This is a genomic window from Planococcus soli (assembly GCF_016881065.1).
Lineage (GTDB): Bacteria > Bacillota > Bacilli > Bacillales_A > Planococcaceae > Planococcus > Planococcus soli.
The window spans coordinates 603589-623316 of the sequence record NZ_WXYN01000051.1 but is presented as its reverse complement, the minus strand read 5'-3'; the positions used below and the strand labels follow the sequence as shown (position 1 = coordinate 623316).

Sequence of the window (19728 nt, the reverse complement as noted above, 5' to 3'; positions counted from 1 at the left end):
TACAGTTATTGTATCATGTTTATCAACATCATTTTCAGCTTTTCTGAGCAGTCTCCTGCCACCGCCTATCTCTCGAAAGCATCTGCTTGTATGGGCACATCGGCGGATAATAAAACCGAAAGTTTAATGCGTGCTTTTTTGCTGTCGTAGTCACTTCCGAGAACAACGCCGCGGGTCAACAAGTCATGCGCACTGCCCGGGTAGCTGTAGGCAGGATAAGCATTGCCTTCTTCAGCACTTGTCGTCAGGACGACTGGAATTCCTTTTCTGACTGCATGATCGACTGCCTCCATCATATGCGGAGACACCTGCCCTCTGCCTGCCGCTTCCAATACGATGCCTTTGGACGGCCCAGATACCAGCATATCGATCAAATACCCATCTTGCCCGGAATGGCATTTTATGATATCCACACGCGGCAAGGGACCGCTGACTGTGTGCACTTCATGCATCACGGGTTTTTGGTAAACGCGCACTGTGTCATTGTCAATAATGCCGAGATAGCCATGCCCAAAAGAATCAAATCCCTGCAAGTTGCTGGAATGCACTTTCTTGACGTATTTGGCGCTGTAAATCCGTTCATTAAATACGACAACCGCCCCAATCCCTCTGAGGCTGGTGTCTACCGCCACATAAATTGAATTGCGGAGATTGGAATAGACATCGGTCCCGACTTCCTCTGGGGAACGCTGAGAGCCTGTGATGACTACTGTACGGTCGTCATCAATTGTCAGATCCAGAAAATAGGCGGTCTCTTCTAAAGTATCCGTGCCATGCGTTACGACAATTCCTTCAACTTCAGGATCCTGCAATTCCTGAAGAATCGCTTGTCTGACCGTCAGCATTTGTTCAAAGCCGATATGCATGCTCGGCAATTGGAAGACATCGATCACTTTCACTTCTATTTCTTCAGGCAGCTGGCAAAGCTCAGCCAATTCCTTTCCGGAGATGGCACCTGATTTTAATAACCCATTGGAAATTTCTCTGCTGGCGATGGTTCCGCCTGTGGTGATCAAGGATACTTTCTTTTTCATAATCTAACTCCCTTTCCCGGTTTTCCGCAATTCATTTTAAACCCTAAAAAAGAAAGCACAATCAAGATGTGCTTTCTTTTTTTGCAATAGCTTCCGCAATTTGCTGTCCATGAAAGCGTCCATTTTCAATAAAGATTTCATTGGCATTATTGCCTGCCGCAATCACCCCGGCAACATACAGATTGTTCACTTCGGTTTCCATCGTTTCTTCATCAAATGTTGGACGTCCGGAAACCCCATCAATGGAAATGCCCATTGACTGCAAAAACTGATGGTCGGGATGGTAGCCAATCATCGCAAAGACAAACTGATTGGGAATCGTTGCTTTTTGATCATTGACTGTCAGCTCTACAGTGCTGTCTGTAATTTTATCGACCATCGAATCAAACAGCATCGTGATTTCGCCTTTTCTCACTAGGCCGTCAAACTCCGGCAGAATCCAAGGCTTGATGCTTTTGGAATAGCTCGTGCCATGATAGGATACCGTCACACGGCTACCTGCTTTATGCAAAGCCAGAGCCGCATCAACCGCAGAATTCTTGCCGCCGATAATAAGAACGTCCTGATCAAAATAAGGATGGCCTTCTTTGAAATAATGCATCACTTTCGGCAGATCTGCGCCATCCACTTCCAGCGTATTGGGCTGATCGTAGTAACCGGTCGCTGCAATTACGTATTTGGCCTGGTATTGGCATTTTGACGTGGTCACGGTAAACAGGCCATCCTTTTCTACGCGCTCCACCGTCTCGAAGGGATGAACTTGAATCCCGCTCCGTTTAACGACTTCACGGTAGTAGACCAATGCCTGATTGCGTTTAGGTTTACGCCCTTCTATAATGAATGGCACATCGCCGATCGACAGTTTTTCACTGGTGCTGAAAAAGGTTTGATGCGTCGGGTAATTGAAAATCGCGTTGACGATATTGCCCTTCTCGATCACGACAGGATCGAGACCGAGTTTTTTCAATTCGATTGCCGCCGACAAACCGCATGGGCCGCCTCCAATAATTAATGCATCTACATAGTCCATTTTAAAACATCTCCTGTACTTGATCCTTTTCTAAGCATAATGGATTTATCCTCGGTGTGACAAATTTTATTTATCCGCTTCGATTTTCGGGCGCACGGTCAGCACATGGCATTCTGCCTGTGCACCCAGCCGCAGGTGCAAAGTGGTCGTGCCAAAGCCATTGCTAATCAGTTCAATGCGATCTTTTTTGACTTTCATGGAACCTTTTTTGAATAAACCGAATGGTCCAATGCGAATTTGTCCGCCGTGCGTATGGCCGGCAAGCAGCAAATCCGCAGAATAGTCCCCTTTTACTTTCCAGAAGTCGAACGGGGTATGTGAAACAAATAAAACAGTATCATCAGCCTTTACATTTTTAAAAGCATTTTCGAATCCGTCGGGTTTGTACGCGAAATGGTCAAGTCCAACCAATTTTAAGTGCTCATTGCCAAAAAGCGGCACCGATCGGTCTTCCAGCACAATCACGCCCAATTGATCAAAAATTTGCCTAAGTGAAGTTTCATCAACTTCCCGGTCATTGTTACCCCATATAAAATAGACAGGTGCAATAGCCGTGAGTCTTTTAACATTCTCAGCGACCCGTTCTAACGGTACTCCCCTTTCGGCCAAATCGCCTCCGATTATGATAATATCGACGGGACTATCAAGCAAATCAGCCCGTATGACCCTGCGGTGGACATCTGCAATAAACAGCAGTTTAAACGGTTTGAAGGGCTTTGCTGCACGCAATTCCACTGTTTCCATCACAAGTTTTTCCGAAAAGGCATTCCGGACCATAAAAAGAAGCAGCGCCAAAGCTGCAAGGGCAATGCGAATTAAATATTTCATGTAGGAGTTCCTTCCAAAAGAAGAAAAAAACATAAGCGAGGCTTATGCTTTTTCGTCTTATTCTGCTATTAATCTTCTGCAATGTCCAAAACACGGAAACCGGATTTTTCCAGCTCTTTTACAAACCGGTCGATATTGTCTTTCTTTTTGATCTTCAAAACAATTCGGCGGACCATTTTATTGGTTTCATCAAACGTGACAAGAGAGACTACAGACTCCTTGTATTTTTCGATAATTTCTCCAAGGCGGCCAATTCGGCCTTCTGATTCTACCGAAGTGAAGGTGATGCGGTATCCAGGCTTGTTCATTCCAAAAGCGCTTTGCAATTGGTTGACGATATCATAGCGGGTAACAATCCCTAAGAATTGGTGGTCTTCAACGACGGCAATGATCGGAAAATCATTCAGTTCAACCAGCGCTTTTTCATAAACGTCATCAATACTCAAATAAACTCGCTCATTTACCATGACATCACTAATCTTAGTTGAAGTGATAAAATCCTCATTTGATTTTCCAGAGTAAAAAAACGCACGGTATGCATGGTACCAAGTAAAAATACCTTTATACTCTGTCCCTGCCACAACCGGTATGGCATCAATTGAATGCTTTTCCAGCAGGTCAAAACCTTTTTTCACAGAATCTTCCATTTTGACTGTAATGCATTTCTCTTTTTTAACCAATGCACTTTTAACAAACATCTGATCGCCCACTTTCTAATCTGTCATATATATTCCCCAACTATTCATCTGCTAATCAAGACAGATGCCTATGGCAAAACTAAAGTTTGCCCTGGGCTTATGCTGTTTGAACTCAAGCCATTTGCCTGCTTAATTTTCTCTACAGCCGCGGCTGCTCCGGCTGCTCCATAATTATTGACGGCGATGCGGTACAACGTTTCACTGGATTGCACAACATATGTTTTACCGGAAGCGCTTGGTGCTTCCTCTTTTTTCTCGGCTTCCGCTTTCGCTTTTGCTTCCGCTTCTTTTTGAGCTTGAGCTTCAGCTGCTGCCTCTGCTTCTGCCTTGGCTTCGGCATCTGCCTGAGCTTTGGCCGCTGCTTGTGCCTGTTCTTCTGCTTCTGCCGCGGCCTTAGCTTCAGCATCAGCTTTCGCTTCAGCGTCTGCTTTTGCGGCAGCCTCGGCTTCCGCTTTTTCAGCCGCCTTTACCTCAGCTGCTTCTTTTTCTGCTGCAGCTTTTTCTTTTTCTGCTGCAGCCACTTTTTCTTCTTGTTCTTGCTTGTCTTCTTCATCATCGGCTGCAGCGACAGGCGTTGTGGATGGTTGGGAATTCATCTCAAAGCTTACTTCGTTTTCTGCAGGTGTAGCTGTCAATGTATCATTGGGTTCGAATAAGAAAACTACATAAATCAGTAAAGAAACCGGTATTAATATGAAGATAAAAAACAATGCAGGCATCAGAAGGCTTTTGCTTTTTTTGGCCTTAGGCTTTTGTGCCTGCCGCTGAGCTGCTCTGGACAATGCTGAATTTTTGTCCACCGATATTTCCTGTCGATTTTTCTCAATCGACTCATGATAACTATGATTTCCCATACATGACGACCCCTATCTGTACTAATATATCTATTATGACGAAAAAAGGCTCATTTGTAAATGACAGTTAATGAGAATCTTAAATAGGTAATATTACACTTAAGCGCTCTTGCCATTGAAGGGGAAACTGCTTTTCTTTGGAGGGTGAAAAAACTTCAAACGCATCATAATCGATCCCATCATTAATACAGCAATTATCCGGCTTGCCTCCAAGCTGCTGATCAAAGCATTGAACAATAAAGCTGCGCAGACATCCGTTGAGCCCGATGAGTTCACGAATTTTTAAGACTTGCTGCCTTTTGCCGCTCCTCAAAAGTTCCATCTGCTTTATGACACCTTCAATCGGCAATTGGGTCATCCAATAGGAGATCACTCGCATCGCAGTCTCTCTGACAATCCCTTGATCAATTAAATGCAGTGCACCGGCACCGTGGTGGTAGACTGCTTCGATTTCATGCTGCGTCGGCAAGTCGTCCATAACAAGACTGTCCAGCAGCGCTTCATCCCCTTGTGCGTACAGCAGGGTAGCCAAAGATGGCTGCCCATCTCTTCCTGCTCTTCCCACTTCCTGTACATAGCCTTCTATGGAAGTCGGCAGCTGGTAGTGGATAACATGCCGGATGTTCGGAATGTGGACCCCCATGCCAAAAGCGTTTGTTGAACAGATCCACTGCAGTTCTCCGTTTTGAAATTGCTGTTGGACGAAAACACGGTCCTGTTGCTCCATACCGCCATGATAAAATGCTGCAGAAACCCCTAACTCCGTCAAAAGCATAGAGAGTTCCTGGGACTTTTTTCTGGTTCCGGCATAAATAATTCCAGGACCGTTGTATTTTTGAACAAATTCTTTTATAAATTCAATTTTGTCTCGGCTTTCTTCAAACTTTTTAATGTCATAAACGATGTTTTTACGATCCATCGGGTGGCTGTATACATAAGGCTCTGACAGCGCCAGGTATTTCTTTATTTCTTCAGTGACCTTATCGGTCGCCGTCGCTGTCAGTGCCAGCACTTGCGGAAAGTTCAAGTGGGGCAGAATTTCAGAAATCCGGAGATAGTCCGGCCTGAAATCAAACCCCCACTGAGAAATGCAATGGGCTTCATCAGCCACCAGCAAAGATATTCGGATCTGCTTCAGCTTTTGTTTAACAAAAGGCTGAACAAGCATTTCTGGCGAAATAAAAATGAACTTATATGAGCTGAGCGTACTCCAAATTTTTTCTTTGTCTTCCGGCTTTAAAAAAGAGTTGATGGCAACTACTGATTTTTCACCCATTTTTTTTAACTGCGCCACTTGATCCTGCATTAGCGACAGCAATGGGGAAACGATCAAGATGCTGTCTGGCAACACTTTTGCCGGCAGCTGGTAGCAGATTGATTTTCCCATTCCCGTCGGCAGCAGCGCTATGACATCCTCACCAGCCAATACGCGTTCAATGATTTCCCGCTGCCCGGGACGAAACGAAGAAAATCCATATGTGTTATACAGCAATTGGTCCAAATTCATCTTTGTTCCTCCCTAATCGCCAAAGCAAGGCGGATTTGAAAATAGCTGGCTTCCGGCAAATGCTCTTTGATTTCACGCAATCTCTTTGTTTTTCGGCTCCGGCTTTCAGCTATAATTGCCTCAAACAAGGCTGGATTTACAAACGCTCTGTAATTAAAAAAGGGATCGTTCATCGCCAGTTCCACAAAATGGTCTTCAATGGTGCTGGTCTTTAGTTGGCGCAGCGATGCAATCTGCTCCAGCGAGAACCCTTTGTCGAATAATTTCTTTGTACGCTGTGCCGTTTCTGTCAAGGAAGATTGCTGAATAATGTCCTCCATTAATCCAAACAGGAGCGGTGGCTTGGATTGTTCAATGACTCCCATCCAACTATGCAATGCTTCTACCCACATCAATTGAACATCCAAAAGAGAAAGGTTTTTTGAATCAGCGATTTGCTGCCACGTTAAGCCACTTAAAGCCAATCCTGTCAAACGTTCTGTTACGATTATTTTATGTGTTTCAGAACTCCCACTATCGGTTAATGTAGTGAAGAGCTCTATTTTAAATGCTTGAGCCACTGCCAAATCACGAAAATTAATCCGCTTGAGGTATTTTTTCACCCAACTCTGAACTTCTTCGTTAATGACAACGGGGTCGAAGTTTTTTTGTTGCTGGCTTATATGGGAAAAAGTTTGAACAATCAGTGACAACCGGGAAAAAAACAAATTCTCCTTGCCCCGGTATTTCCAGCCGTTTAGCGGCGAAGCGGCAATGTCCAAATCCATCGCTTTTTGGGACAAGTCGACCACCTGGTCATTATCCAGCAGGTAGCCTTCTGAAAATAAGCGCTGAACCGCTTGGTCGTAGGCTTTCTTATCCAATTTCGGCAGCACGCCAAAATAAGGATACAGGCCAAAATAGCCGATATCCTGTATCGTTTGTCCGGACTTCTTTCCTTTGATCAAATGATAAGGGGAAGAGATGGTCCGCTGCCGGTTAACGGCCTTCATAATGGCCAGAATGAGTTCGGAAAATAACAAGCTTGTGCCCCCTAGCGGTTTTTGGTTGAAAAACTACTCAAACACCTTTAGAATAAATACGATAGTATAACTGAACTTGTTCGGAGATAAAGGAGAGGAAAACAATATGGCTAAGTATACCATTGTCGACAAGGATACTTGTATCGCTTGTGGTGCATGTGGTGCAGCAGCACCTGATATTTACGATTACGATGATGAAGGAATCGCTTTTGTTATTTTAGATAATAACATGGGGACAGAACAAGTTCCAGACGAACTCGAGGAAGATATGGAAGATGCATTTGAAGGCTGTCCAACAGATTCCATCAAAGTTGCAGATTCATCTTTTGAAGGCGATCCTTTAAAATACGAAGACTGATAACAATTAGAAAAGGCGCTCGGCAGTGATAAACTGCCGAACGCCTTCTTTTTTTGTTTTAATGTAATGCGCTTATGCTTTTCTATGTCCAGACTCCAGCAGCCAGCCCCTCGAGTCGCTTCAGCTTTACCAATAATGGCAAAGAACGCCATTCCCGGTAAAGCTTCCAGCGCTTGTCGGGGCTAAACGGCTGCTTACGCTTTTCAATCTATGATAAATAATAGGAACGCTGCTTTTCGATCCACGTGTGCATGCTGCTGAACATCAACAGGACAACTGCAGTCAAAAGCAGGCCTTTGATTAAGTTGAACGGTAGAATTCCCAGAACGATCGTTCCGAATAACACACTGCCTGTTTCAGCCGGCATGTTAAGGAAATAAGTGTACATTGGCAGAAATACAAAGTAATTTAAAATACTCATGCCGATTGCCATGGATAATGTACCAGCAGCTAAGCCGAAAGCCATCCCCTTTTTAGTTGCTACTTTGTGGTAGATGAAATAAACCGGCAAAATAAACAACAGGCTTGTTACAAAGTTCGCCATATGGCCAACCGGAACCCCTGTAGGACTTCCTGCAAACAGCCAATCCAATACGTTCTTAAAGAATGCCACTAAAATCCCTGCTACCGGACCCATTGTAACTGCTGCGATCAGCGCAGGCACATCACTGAAATCCACTTTCAAAAAAGCAGGTAATGCGGGTAGCGGAAAGTTGAAAAGCATTAAAATAAACGAAATACTGCTCAACATTCCGATAACGATCATCGTTTGCAACTTCTTGTTCTTCATATTCCTCTCTCCTTGTAGTGATTCACCAGAAGAAAAGCTTGGACCTAGCATTTACATGTAAAATCCCTTAAGCATCAAACACTTAAGGGAGAAAAGGCACACTTAATAAGCGTTCCGTCTATATGTAAACGACAAACGTCCGCACCTTCACCTTCTCCCATCCAGACTATACTGTCGGCTTTGGAATCTCACCAAATCCTGCGTTTTACGGCTCGCGGGCTTATGAACAGAGTTCAATTACCGCCGGTAGGGAATTACACCCTGCCCCGAAGATGAATCGATATTTTGTTATGCCCTAATCTTAGTATATAGAAAGAGCGTTGTAAACAAATTTGTTTACAACGCTCTTTCTCTTATTGTAATGGCCATTCCATCAAATTAGGGGCTACCGGAATCGGCAACGGCTGGCTAAAGTTGAATCCATTCCAGGTTTCCGAATGAAGCCCGTCCACCTTTACCTTTTTTCCGAATGCATCAGCGGTCAATACAAAGCTTTCAATCATTCGAACAGCTTCCAAAGGATCCAGTGAACTTAAATCGAGTCCATCTTCAAATTCGACTTGTACAAGGTCTGTTGTTTCCGAAACTCGAACTTCGATATTTTGCGGAATCGTTGCCCCATAAAAATCATTGGGGCTTTCTGCAAGTGCTCGAATTGCCTCGCTTGCAGCAGTAAACGGCATATCATATCCGGGTGCAAGGTAAACATCACCAGTTGAAGATTCAAAGGAATAGTAGGCAACGTTTTCTTCCATCGGCACTACCGGTTCAACCGGACCAATTTCAGAAAACTCTGCAACTGAACCGTCTTCGTTGGCCACTTCAATTTGCTCCACATCAGTAAACGTCTCTGTCAGAGTATTAAAGTAAACTCCCATGCTGGCAGAAGCTAGGTCATACTGGTGGTCCTGTGGCAGCAGATGGCGAATGCCTCCAGTTATTTCCTCAAATCTCCCTATATACGGATGATACTCATCAAATCCCAGCAACTCTTCATCAATATCACCAGCGTATTCCTGATACAGATCAAACGATGATGGGGCATCGCCTCCGAATGCCGCTTCTGTCTGTTCACTGGGAATCAGGAAGGAAACGGGCACCACAAATGCGTTCTCAGTCAGTCCAATAGTCATTAAAGTTTGATCCCCGATGCTGTCTTCATAAACAGCTGTGCGCAGTGGAGCTTCTACCTGGGCTGATGAAAACTGGCCAGGCTCTTCAGCTTCCGAATCTTCGGTTTCTGAAAGTCCTGCAGCTTCTTCTTGCGCCTGATCCTCTGCTTCGCTCGTGGCTGCTGAATTTTCACTTGATTCTTGAGGATTTTGAGCAGAATCAATGCCATTTTGACTGATAATAGTAGCGACCAATATTCCAACTGTAATAAATCCCAATGCGGCTACCAGCAACGGAAGCCACTTTTTCGGACGTTTTTGGACCTTTTCATTGGGGGCAAGCCGATTGTAGACTTCTTCTTTTGAACGGTTATCTTTGATTGCGGGGAAATCCTTTAACAAATCTTCGATGGATTCATCGGTCCATTTGCTATTCGGCATTTTCATCTCCCCCTTCCCTCGCTGTTAATTTTTCACGCAAGGCTTTGATTGCGCGGTGCTGAGTTGTTTTTACTTTTCCTTCTGTCCAGCCCAATACATCAGCGGTTTCCGCTATTGATAAGTCTTGGAAAAAGCGCATGATGATGACCATTTTTTGGTCTCCTGTGCAAGTGTCCAAGGTTTTGTACAGCAGCACTTTATCTTCATTCAATAGTGAAACTTCTTCAGGAATCCGCTCCAACGAAACCAATTGCTGTGTTTCCCAATCAAAATATTCCATCGAATGCTTTTTGCGTACTGCCGTTTTTCGAAAATGATCAATTGCCACGTTTTTTGCAATCGAAAAAAGCCATGTTTTCTCAGAGCTTTTTCCTTCAAAACGATCGTAAGCCCGAAAAGCACGAATATAAACTTCATGCATCAAATCTTCCGATAGATGCCTGTTTTTCACCAAATAAATTAAAAACTGAAAAACATCCTGGTGATACTCTTCGTACAACCGATGGAAAACGGAGTCATTCAATATACTCCCCCCGTTCTAAAGATTAGTCGTCTTGGTCTTTGTAAAGTTACATATTCTTTAAAGGCAGCAAAAAGACAAATGAAGTCCCTTGTCCGATTGTACTCTCTGCAAATATTTTGCCTTCATGCGCTTTGATGATGTTGCTGGCAATTGCCAGACCAAGACCTGTCCCGCCTTTGCCGAGTGTTCTAGCCTTATCTGCTTTGTAGAATCGTTCAAAAACAAATTCCAGATCTTTTTCTGAAATCCCGACTCCATTATCGTTGATCGAAATCTTAGCATACTCCTGTTGTTGTTCGACACGGACCACTACTTGCCCTTCTTCAGGCGTGTGTCGAATTGAATTATCTATCAAATTGGTCATGACCTGTTCGATCCGATCTTCGTCAATTTCACTGGCCGCCCAGTCATCGAGTGTGGTTTCGAAAGACAACTGAACGCCGCTGTCTTTCGCAATTTGCGAAAACTTGAGGGTCATGCGTTCAATAGCACTGTTCAATTGGACAATTTCCTTATAAATCCGCATATGGCCAGATTCCATCCGCGCCAGATTTAATAAATCTGTAACCAATCTGCCCATACGCTGCGACTCTTCATAGATGATTTTTGTCATCTCGCGGCGTTCTTCTTCCGTTGCGCCGACGTCATCCAAGATGGCTTCGCTGTAGCCTTGCAGCATAGCAATCGGAGTGCGCAGTTCATGCGAAACATTGGCGATAAAATCTTCCCTAAGCTTCTCCAGACGATGCTGTTCGGTCATATTATGCAAAACTGCCACTGCGCCCCGGATGGACGCTCCACTGTACAAGGGACTGAAATTGATGGCATAGTAAGCTCCCTCAATTTCCAGTTCCTCTACAATTTCTTCTTCAAAACCCAGCACATGGTCAAGCATATGGAGCATCTCGGCTGGCAGAGGCTGAGCTTCAGTGGAACCATTTTTAAAGACCCATTGCTGCATGAGTTTCTCTGCCGGCGGATTGCTCAATAAAACAGTTTTGTCCTGGTTAAAGGTAATGACGGCATCCGCCATCGATGTCAATATGCTCGATAATTGTTCTTTTTCCTGATTGATCACTTCCACATGATGTTTTAATTGGCGGCCCATTTGATTGAAGGCTGTTGCCAACTGGCCAATCTCGTCACTGGAAGTTGCTCTGACTTTTGTATCGAAATTGCCTTTTGCCAGTTCAAATGCACCTTCCCGCATTTTCCGAAGCGGTGAAGTAATTCGCGATGATAGGAAGAAAGCAAAAAAAGTAGTTAATAAAAGGGCGATAAAGGCTGACAGGAAAACAATATTGGTTGTCCGCTCAGCAGTTCGATCCATTACTTCCAATGACTGATATATGAACACCACACCGTGCTGCTCTTCTCCTGTTTGCAGCGGGCTGGCCAGTACAATATATGATTCCAAACGATTTTGTTCTGTCAATGAAGGCAGGAGCATTTCTTTCATTACCGTCTCATCCGATTCAAATACTTTCTGAAAAGATGGTTCGTTTAATATTTTTTCACGGGTTTCAGAACCGTTCAGTCCGTCATGAATATAGTAGCTATCGTCATAAGGTACTTCTGCTATTACTGCATTGGTTTCTGTTCCGATAACATCTTCGATAATTTCCAGCGAACTTGAAACCTCAGCATGATCGTTGAAAATATTTGCGATCATGTTCGCTTCGCTGTTCAATGTTTCTTCCACGGTTTCGCTATGATAGTTTCCAAGAAACTCCAAAAGCAGAACTGTCACAATAAAAAGGACAAAGGAAACGAGAAGCAGGATCGTAATCCAAAGCTTCCCGACAACACTATTCCATATTCTATTCATTGCCAACCTCGAATTTATAGCCGACGCCCCATACAGTGACAATCATCTTCGCTGCAGATTCCGAAACGCGGTTCAATTTTTCACGCAATCGTTTGACATGCGTATCAACTGTCCGCAAGTCACCGAAAAAGTCGTAATGCCAAACTTCTTTCAGCAGATGCTCGCGGTCGAAAACTTTATCCGGTGCTTTTGCTAGAAAGTACAATAGTTCGTATTCTTTTGGGGTTAAATTCACTTCTACACCATCAGCCGTTACGCGGTGTGCATCGTGATCGATCGTCAGGTGTGGAAATACTACCAGGTCTTTAGAGACACTCGAGTTGGAAATTGGCGAATATGCCGATGAACGCCGCAAAATTGCTTTGACACGCAGCACCACTTCTCTCGGACTGAACGGCTTAACGATATAATCATCCGCGCCGGATTCAAAACCTTCCACTCGATTGGCTTCTTCTCCTTTGGCGGTAAGCATAATAATCGGAGTCATTTTTGTTTCGCGCAACTCAGTAGCCACTTCTACCCCATCTTTTTCGGGCATCATTAAATCCAGCAGGATGCAATGATAATCTTTTTCCATGGCCATTTCGAGTGCTTGAACGCCATTTTCAGCTTCTTCCACCAAATAACCTTCACGCTCCAGATACATTTTCAGCAATCTGCGAATCCGTTCCTCGTCATCCACTACCAATACCGTAATCTCTTCCGACATGATAACCCCTCCAACTTTCTTCTGTTATGTTTCATTGTACCGATAACTCTGCCAAAAATAAAGAAAAGCGTAAGCACCATGCAGATTTGACGGGCATAAGCCGCAATCTCGAAGCGGCTTTTCAGCCCTCACAAAGTGCATTACAAACTTGCAATTTGCATATTGGTACCCGCGCAATAATAAAAGCCTTTTCCGTTACCGGAAAAGGCCCGTCTCTTTATGCGTAAGAATGCAATCCGGCAATTATTAAATTGACAGCTACCAGGTTGAACATGATGATTGCAAAGCCGATAACTGCCAGCCATGCGGATTTTTCACCTTGCCACCCTTTGCCCAAACGCAAATGCAGGTAAGCAGCATAGAACAGCCAAGTGATCAGTGCCCATACTTCTTTCGGATCCCAGCCCCAGAAACGGGACCAGGCGATTTGTGCCCAGATCATGGCGAAAACCAACGCACCCAATGTGAATATTGGGAAACCAATAATAATGGCGCGGTAGCCAATTTCATCCATCAGCTGCAAATTGACATTTTTGACAAAAGGCTTTAACAGCGCTGAGATGCGTTTTCTGAAAATCAAACGAATCAACCAGTAAATGATTGTCCCGACGAGTACAGACCAGACTACGGTCGTCAGTTTTCCAGCATGGACAAGCGCCGGCGTTTCAACTAAAGGCGTCATTGCGCCGTCGGTTAAAGCCACATACTCATTCATACCAAAAATAGGAGGCATTGCGTAAGTAATTGCAGCTTCTTGACTTTCTTTGTCCACGTAAGTGAATTCGGCTTCATAGCCGGTTAGAGAAAAGAAAGAACTGACTACAACAAATCCAATAACCAGGACTAATGAGTACATCATAGCTTCCAACCAGAAACGCTGCTTGGATTTTTTTGCAGGATCTACTACCTTCAGCAGATAGATCAAGCCTGCAGCAGCGCTGATGGCGAGAATTCCCTCTGCAATAACAACTGTGCTGACGTGAATCGCCAACCAGCTTGTTTGAAGAGCCGGAATAAGCGGGCTTACTTCACTCGGGAACATACTCGCAAATGCGATGATCAATAAAGCTACAGGCAATACGATCATACCGAGAACCGCCGTTTTGTATAAGAAATACAAAATAATGAATCCTCCGACTAACGTCATGCCGAAAGCAGTCGTGAATTCGAACATATTGCTGAGTGGTGCGTGGCCTGTTGCTCCCCAGCGAGTAAAGAAATACCCAAGGTTCGCCACAAAGCCGATCAGTGTAATAGTGATTGCAACTTTGCCCCACCGTTTTTCAGAGTTGAATGTTCCTTCTTTATTGCCTTTTACTGCTCCACCAAAAACAAATGTAGCAATCAAGTAGGCAACAAACGCCACATATAGAAGATTTGAACTTAAATCGGCTAAATTCATGACAGTGTTTCACCTTCCTTTTCCGCTTTCTCTACTTTATCGATTTCATCCTGCTGATCTGTGTAAGCGGGCAATGACGCATATTCCACAACTCGATCAAGATCTTTTTTCAAGCCGAACCAGTTTTTATTGGTGTGGCCGGCTAACAAGACCGTACCATCCGCTTTCTGCTGTATCCAGAAACGACGGTGATTAAAGTACATTCCTTGCGCTACACCGATCATAAAGATTAAACCGCCAAGCCCAAGAATCGGCAAAGTGCTGTCTTTCCGTACGGTAAGGCCAGAAACGTCCCGAGTATCTGCACTTAGGAAAGTTAATTTAAAGTCATTTTCTCCTAAAGGCTCCACAGTATTTTGAATCGTAATAAAACTGGTTTCTCCTTCAGGTGTTTCCGGAGTAGTCAATTCCACCAAGAAACCCGGATTGTTTGGCAATGGCGTTGCCGTTTGCGGTTCACCATTTTCAAACCCTGAAAAATCCGGATAATATCCAAGCAATTCAACCGTTGACCCGCCTTCGAGTTCATAGTTGTCGACCGGATTGATTAAATCTATTGTCAATTCACCAAGCGATTCTTCCGTTTCTTTATTCGTCAGTGCAAACGTCATTGCTTTCAGCTCATCCAACCTGAAATCCATCTGGTAGATGGCATAGCCATCAAACTTCAACGGCTGGTTGACACGAATCGGATACTCTGTCACAACTTCTTGGCTATCAGCAGCGCCAGGCAATGCATCTTCCGAATTTTGATAAAGCACAACATCTGTCTGATAATTCTTCGCTACCGTACCGACACGGTCCAAAGCTTCACCGAAAACTTCTTCTCCGCCTTCACCCGTGTAATTTTCAAGCTCAAAATTTTTGCTCTCTAGGTAGTAGCCCGGCACTTCAGGAATGGCTCTTGTTTCGCCTTCACGCAGCCATAGGCTTTCATCAATATAAAACCCTGGAATCATACGCAGCATGACGCCAAAAAGGAAAATGATCAAGCCGATATGATTTACGTAGGGACCCCATCTGGAAAAGCGGCCTTTTTCAGCTAATAAACCATTTTTATCCGTCCGGACATTGTATTTCAATTCTTTTAACTTTGTTTCCGCCTTTTCCAGCGTATCTTCAGCTGCAGGACCGCTTCCATAGATGCGCTGCTTGTCCATAAAGCTCGGATGGCGCAGAACTCGTTGATTTTTTAATGACTTATAAAGCGGTACAAAACGATCCAGGCTGGCAATTACCAACGAAATAGCCAACATTCCGACTAACGCGATAAACCAATAGGAGCTGTATAAGTCATGGAACCCAAGTGCATGATAGACGCGCCCCACACTGCCGTAAGTATCAGCGTAGTAATCCTTGATCGTCGCTTCAGTACTCGCCGGAACAAACGCTTGCTGCGGGAGGATTGTCCCGATGGCCGCTGCCACCAGCAAGACGACAATAATGCTGACGCCCACTTTTACGCTTGAAAAAAAGTTCCAAATTTTATCGATGACCGATTTGTTATAGGTTTGCGAACGTCTGGCTGTTCCTTCATATCGCATATCTACGAGCTTGCTGTTTTGTTCCTTTTCAGTCAAAGACCGCCCGCACGATTCACAAAGCTTCGTACCAGGCGGATTCGTATGACCACATTGACATTGTAAATTTTCCATCCAAAAAATCTCCTTATTCAGGTTTGATTTCTTCCATAAACCCTTCAATATCCTGTTCCGTCATTTCACCTGTAATGATGCGCTCGATGTTGCCTTCCGGATTAACAAGCACTGTGGTCGGCAATGGCCTTATGCTGTAAGCCGTCATTACACTTTTTGTTTTATCAATCACTACTGGAAACGACAAGCCGTATTGATCAGCGAAAGATTGGACTTCAAAATCTGATTGCGCAATGTTGATTGCGAGCACTTGAACACCATCGTTCGAAAAGGCTTCATACTGACGATCCATGGCTGGCATTTCTTTTGCACACGGTTTGCACCATGTACCCCAGAAATTCAAAAAGACTCCTTGGCCTTCATAATCCGATAATTTATGGTCATTGCCTTCAAGATCCACTAGTGTAAAATCAGGCGCTTTGTCCCCGACTTCCAGCAAGCTGACTTCCTCGGCCGTAGCACTGTTATAGATGGTATAGCCGATGGCGGCTATCAAAATCGCCAAAATAACGGTTCTCATTACTGCTCTTTTTTTCTTTTTGTCGTTCTTTTGTGGAACTGCTCGTTCGTCCATCCTTGTTCCTCCTTCGAGGGATATTATGCAAACTTAATTATAGCAAAGTTTAAACGGCCGCAAGTCTGGAGTTTTGAAGTGTTTGTGAACGTTAGACGCGCTTGCCCGTTTCAGCCAGAACGCGTAATAGTTTAACTTCATGCGCAGAAAGCTCCCGCGACTCGCCGGCGTTCAAACCGTGCAGTGTCAGAAAAGCAAATTGTTCACGGCTTAATTTCTGTACCGGGTAGCCAATCGCTTCAAACATTCTACGGACTTGACGGTTTCTTCCTTCGTGAATCGTGATCTGGACAATGGCTTTGCCTGTTTTTTTATCTCCCGATAACAGCTTTACTTTAGCAGGTGCAGTCATGCCGTCTTCGAGCTTGATGCCGCGCTCCAATTTTTTCAGGTCATCTCTTTCCGGAATCCCTTTTAAACGGGCTACGTATGTTTTGTCGATTTCAAATTTTGGATGCGTCAGCATATTGGCAAATTCGCCATCGTTGGTCATAATCAATAATCCGGATGTATCATAATCCAAGCGGCCAACCGGATAAATCCGTTTTTCAATATCCCCAAAAAAGTCTGTGACGACTTTGCGGTTTTTATCATCCGAAACAGCAGAAATTACGCCGCGAGGCTTGTAAAGCAAGTAATACACTTTCTGTTCTTTTTCAAGCTGGACACCTTCAACTTCGATCTTATCCGTGCTTGAAACTTTAACACCCAATTCTTTGATCGTTTTTCCATTGACTCTCACTTTGCCATCCAATATCAATTGTTCCGACTTACGTCGTGATGCCACGCCTGCATGTGCAAGTACTTTCTGTAATCTTTCCATAAATAAGTTCACCTCATTAGTATTTTTTTCGAAAAGCGTACGCGCTTGTTCAGCCCAATGGCCGGACACTGCAGCAGGAAAGACCGAAAAACATGTTTTCGGACGTTCCCGCCAAGCACTGCAAATGTATTACAATAACTCGATATGCCGTTCGTTCCTCTCGGAATTATGTCACATTTCTTCGTAAAGCGGAAGCTCTAAGCTCAAAAGAAAAGAAGACTGTCAATAGCGCAGCCTTCCGCAAATAATGCTTTACACTTCTACTTCTTCTTTAAAAGTTTCTTGAAAGCTGGTCATAAAAAGATCTGCCTCGTCATCTGAATCGCTGGCTGCTGCTTCAGGCAATGGCGGCAGTTCGTCCAAATTTTTCAATCCGAAATAATTTAAGAACTCTTTTGTTGTGCCATACAAAATAGCACGACCTGTCCCTTCAACCCTTCCCGTTTCCTGAACCAGGCCTTTAGCAGCCAAAGTATGCAATGCTTTTTCGCTTTTCACACCGCGTAAGTCTTCGACTTCTACACGCGTAATCGGCTGCTTATAGGCAATGATAGCCAAAACTTCCAAGGAGGCTTGAGACAAGGCTTGAACAGTCGGATTTTCCACCAGCTTTTGAATGGTTTCTGCCACTTCCTGCTTGGTCACCAGCTGAAAGACGCCTGCCAGTTCCTTCAGGCAGATGCCGCATGCAGAATCGGAGCAGCGTGCCTCCAATTCCTTGATGCCATCCTGCAGTTCGACATCGTCTGCTTCCGTCAAAAACTGAAGCTGCTTTAACGTGAGGCCATCGTCTCCTGCCACAAAAAGCAGCGCCTCTATCTTACTGGAAAGATTCGTCTTCATATTCCCACTTGTCCTTTCTGAGTTCCACCATTAAATCGGTAAAGTTTGTTTCCTGCTCCACCGCAATGACTTGCCGTTTCATTAATTCCAAAATTGACAAGAACGATACCACCAGAACGGTTTTATCGTCTGATGGAAACAGATTGCTAAAAGATGTGCGTCCCTTTGACAACCTCAACTGATCGACGATCGAGGTCATTTGGTGTTTGATGGAAATCTCTTGTCTGGCGATGCGCGCTGACAATGGCGCTTTTAATTGCTTCCGGCGGAGCATTTTCTGAAATGCCCCAAGCATGTCATAAGCGTTTACCTCGAGGTCTAACTGGTCGTATGGAATGGCTGCTTGAATTTCCGATAAATCCATAGGCGCTTTTGTGTAAATAAAGAAACGTTTGCTTTCCAACTCCTTTAGATTCTCGGAGGCATCTTTGAATTTCCGGTATTCTACAAGACGCGATACCAGCTCTTCGCGCGGATCCTGCTCGTCGAACTCGTATTCAATTTCGTCCAGCTCGCCTTCATGGACCGGCAGCAAAGTTTTGCTTTTGATCGCCAGCAATGTGGCTGCCATGACCAGGTATTCACTCGCTTCGTTTAGTTCCAGAACTTGCATAGCTCGTATGTGTTCCATATACTGTGAAGTAATCTGTGAAACAGGAATATCGTAAATATCAATTTCCAAACGGTGGATTAAATGCAATAATAAATCAAGAGGGCCTTCAAAGGCCTCCACTTTTACTTCGTAAGACATGACTGTACCACCTGACTGTTAAAATACTCATCCATCCCCATTAATGGGCAGTTACACTTTATTATAGTAGAAAGGGGATCAAAATGCATCCACTTCAACATCCGCTGTTTATTCAATACATCGTAAATTTCAACAAAGAAAAAGATTATTTTGAATGCCATGAAGTTGGCGAAGAATACTGGAAGTCAATTGCACCTAAAGACAAAATGCATCCCCTGACCGGATGGATCCAATTGGCAGTCGGCATGTACCATTGGAGAAGAAGCAATTACCCGGGAGCCTTGCGCTCTTTCATCCGTGCCAAGGTCAAGTTGGCTCCAGGTGGAGTTTGGGTGGAAGGATTCGACCATGAAAAGCTGATCGGCATCTTAACCACTTCAATCGAAGCTGTAACAGAACGCAAGCCGTTTTTCATACAGGAAATTCCGATAGTTTCAGAAGAGCTGAAGCAGGCAGTGGAAGCCTATTATTCCGAACTGCCGCTAATCGAACAGGATCCTTACTTCCTGATGCATAAACATCGGCTTCGCGACCGTTCTTCCATCATCAGTTTGCGCGAACAAAAAAAAAGGCGGAACCTTTAACTTAAAGGCCGCCTTTTTTTACTGGGCATTTTTTTAGAAACGCTTCGGTTTCTTCTGTTGCAAGCATTTTGCGGTCTTGCATGATATCTTGAATTTTGTCCACCATTTCATGGCCAATTCCATCTCCGCGATGCGAAGGGTTCACAGATAAATGATGGATCGTATATGACTTTTCGCCAACTTCCACACCTAATAACCCGACGAAATCATCCCCTTTTTTCCAAAGGAATAACTGCCAATCCGGATTCTCTTCGTAAATGTGCATAGTTTGCTGCAGTTTTTTTAGTTCTCGCTCTTTAGGCATAAATGACAGCAGCCCCATAGCGATCTTTTCGAATGATTTTTTATATCTGAATAACATA

21 protein-coding genes and 1 riboswitch are annotated in these 19728 nt (G+C 44.2%); of the genes, 2 read left to right on the top strand and 19 right to left on the bottom strand.

The genetic code is table 11. The features are described 5' to 3' along the window. Positions 1-65 precede the first annotated feature (65 nt). From GJB59_RS17820 to GJB59_RS17790, 7 genes are all read right to left on the bottom strand, one after another. Positions 66-1034 carry an asparaginase gene (locus GJB59_RS17820; protein ID WP_142826470.1) on the bottom strand — a complete coding sequence of 323 codons (969 nt, stop codon included), beginning with the start codon at positions 1032-1034 and terminating at the stop codon, positions 66-68. A gap of 61 nt (positions 1035-1095) precedes the next feature. Further along, positions 1096-2064, bottom strand: a complete 969-nt coding sequence (locus GJB59_RS17815) for a YpdA family putative bacillithiol disulfide reductase (protein ID WP_142826471.1) — start codon at positions 2062-2064, stop codon at positions 1096-1098. A 66-nt stretch (positions 2065-2130) separates the two neighbouring features. Then, the gene (locus GJB59_RS17810; protein WP_142826472.1) at positions 2131-2892 is read right to left on the bottom strand and encodes a metallophosphoesterase; all 762 of its coding nucleotides are present in this window, start codon (positions 2890-2892) and stop codon (positions 2131-2133) included. Between the two features lie 68 nt (positions 2893-2960). Further along, positions 2961-3590, bottom strand: coding sequence for a CBS domain-containing protein (locus tag GJB59_RS17805; protein WP_142826473.1), 630 nt, complete (start codon positions 3588-3590; stop codon positions 2961-2963). A gap of 68 nt (positions 3591-3658) precedes the next feature. Further along, positions 3659-4444, bottom strand: a complete 786-nt coding sequence (locus GJB59_RS17800) for a LysM peptidoglycan-binding domain-containing protein (RefSeq protein WP_142826474.1) — start codon at positions 4442-4444, stop codon at positions 3659-3661. A 79-nt stretch (positions 4445-4523) separates the two neighbouring features. Continuing rightward, on the bottom strand, positions 4524-5951 hold the full coding sequence (locus GJB59_RS17795; RefSeq protein ID WP_142826475.1) for a RecQ family ATP-dependent DNA helicase: 1428 nt from the start codon (positions 5949-5951) through the stop codon (positions 4524-4526). Continuing rightward, positions 5948-6973 (bottom strand): YpbB family protein, encoded by a 1026-nt coding sequence (locus GJB59_RS17790; protein WP_142826476.1) that lies wholly within the window; start codon positions 6971-6973, stop codon positions 5948-5950. The genes GJB59_RS17795 and GJB59_RS17790 overlap by 4 nt, the downstream gene beginning before the upstream one ends. 106 nt (positions 6974-7079) lie before the next feature. Here GJB59_RS17790 and GJB59_RS17785 point away from each other — a divergent pair, with 106 nt between their 5' ends. Continuing rightward, on the top strand, positions 7080-7331 hold the full coding sequence (locus GJB59_RS17785) for a ferredoxin (protein ID WP_142826477.1): 252 nt from the start codon (positions 7080-7082) through the stop codon (positions 7329-7331). Between the two features lie 208 nt (positions 7332-7539). Here the strand turns inward: GJB59_RS17785 and GJB59_RS17780 are convergent, their stop codons facing one another. The 11 genes from GJB59_RS17780 to GJB59_RS17730 form a co-directional block, all read right to left on the bottom strand. Further along, a complete protein-coding gene (locus tag GJB59_RS17780) occupies positions 7540-8121 on the bottom strand; it encodes an ECF transporter S component (protein ID WP_142826478.1) in 582 nt (193 codons plus the stop codon). 145 nt (positions 8122-8266) lie between these two features. Beyond that, positions 8267-8399: riboswitch (FMN riboswitch) on the bottom strand. A gap of 75 nt (positions 8400-8474) precedes the next feature. Then, complete coding sequence (locus GJB59_RS17775; protein ID WP_142826479.1) at positions 8475-9674, bottom strand: hypothetical protein; 1200 nt, start codon at positions 9672-9674, stop codon at positions 8475-8477. Further along, positions 9664-10197: an RNA polymerase sigma factor SigX gene (gene sigX / locus GJB59_RS17770; protein WP_142826480.1), complete on the bottom strand. Its 534-nt coding sequence runs from the start codon at positions 10195-10197 to the stop codon at positions 9664-9666. The genes GJB59_RS17775 and sigX overlap by 11 nt, the downstream gene beginning before the upstream one ends. 46 nt (positions 10198-10243) lie before the next feature. Further along, the gene (locus GJB59_RS17765; protein ID WP_142826481.1) at positions 10244-12025 is read right to left on the bottom strand and encodes an ATP-binding protein; all 1782 of its coding nucleotides are present in this window, start codon (positions 12023-12025) and stop codon (positions 10244-10246) included. Further along, complete coding sequence (locus GJB59_RS17760) at positions 12018-12734, bottom strand: response regulator transcription factor (protein ID WP_142826482.1); 717 nt, start codon at positions 12732-12734, stop codon at positions 12018-12020. The genes GJB59_RS17765 and GJB59_RS17760 overlap by 8 nt, the downstream gene beginning before the upstream one ends. A gap of 217 nt (positions 12735-12951) precedes the next feature. Further along, the gene (gene ccsB, locus GJB59_RS17755; protein ID WP_142826483.1) at positions 12952-14136 is read right to left on the bottom strand and encodes a c-type cytochrome biogenesis protein CcsB; all 1185 of its coding nucleotides are present in this window, start codon (positions 14134-14136) and stop codon (positions 12952-12954) included. Continuing rightward, positions 14133-15791, bottom strand: coding sequence for a cytochrome c biogenesis ResB family protein (locus GJB59_RS17750; RefSeq protein WP_142826484.1), 1659 nt, complete (start codon positions 15789-15791; stop codon positions 14133-14135). The genes ccsB and GJB59_RS17750 overlap by 4 nt, the downstream gene beginning before the upstream one ends. A gap of 13 nt (positions 15792-15804) precedes the next feature. Further along, positions 15805-16365 (bottom strand): thiol-disulfide oxidoreductase ResA, encoded by a 561-nt coding sequence (resA, locus tag GJB59_RS17745; protein WP_142826485.1) that lies wholly within the window; start codon positions 16363-16365, stop codon positions 15805-15807. 91 nt (positions 16366-16456) lie between these two features. After that, the gene (locus GJB59_RS17740; RefSeq protein ID WP_142826486.1) at positions 16457-17188 is read right to left on the bottom strand and encodes a pseudouridine synthase; all 732 of its coding nucleotides are present in this window, start codon (positions 17186-17188) and stop codon (positions 16457-16459) included. Between the two features lie 252 nt (positions 17189-17440). Beyond that, the gene (gene scpB / locus GJB59_RS17735; protein WP_142826487.1) at positions 17441-18031 is read right to left on the bottom strand and encodes an SMC-Scp complex subunit ScpB; all 591 of its coding nucleotides are present in this window, start codon (positions 18029-18031) and stop codon (positions 17441-17443) included. After that, on the bottom strand, positions 18009-18782 hold the full coding sequence (locus GJB59_RS17730) for a segregation/condensation protein A (RefSeq protein WP_142826488.1): 774 nt from the start codon (positions 18780-18782) through the stop codon (positions 18009-18011). The genes scpB and GJB59_RS17730 overlap by 23 nt, the downstream gene beginning before the upstream one ends. An 83-nt stretch (positions 18783-18865) precedes the next feature. On the opposite strand from GJB59_RS17730, the gene GJB59_RS17725 reads away from it, so the two are divergent. Next, positions 18866-19366: a DUF309 domain-containing protein gene (locus GJB59_RS17725; protein WP_142826489.1), complete on the top strand. Its 501-nt coding sequence runs from the start codon at positions 18866-18868 to the stop codon at positions 19364-19366. 1 nt (position 19367) lies between these two features. On the opposite strand, the gene GJB59_RS17720 is transcribed toward GJB59_RS17725, so the two are convergent. After that, positions 19368-19727, bottom strand: coding sequence for a GNAT family N-acetyltransferase (locus GJB59_RS17720; RefSeq protein ID WP_142826490.1), 360 nt, complete (start codon positions 19725-19727; stop codon positions 19368-19370). Position 19728: the final 1 nt, after the last annotated feature.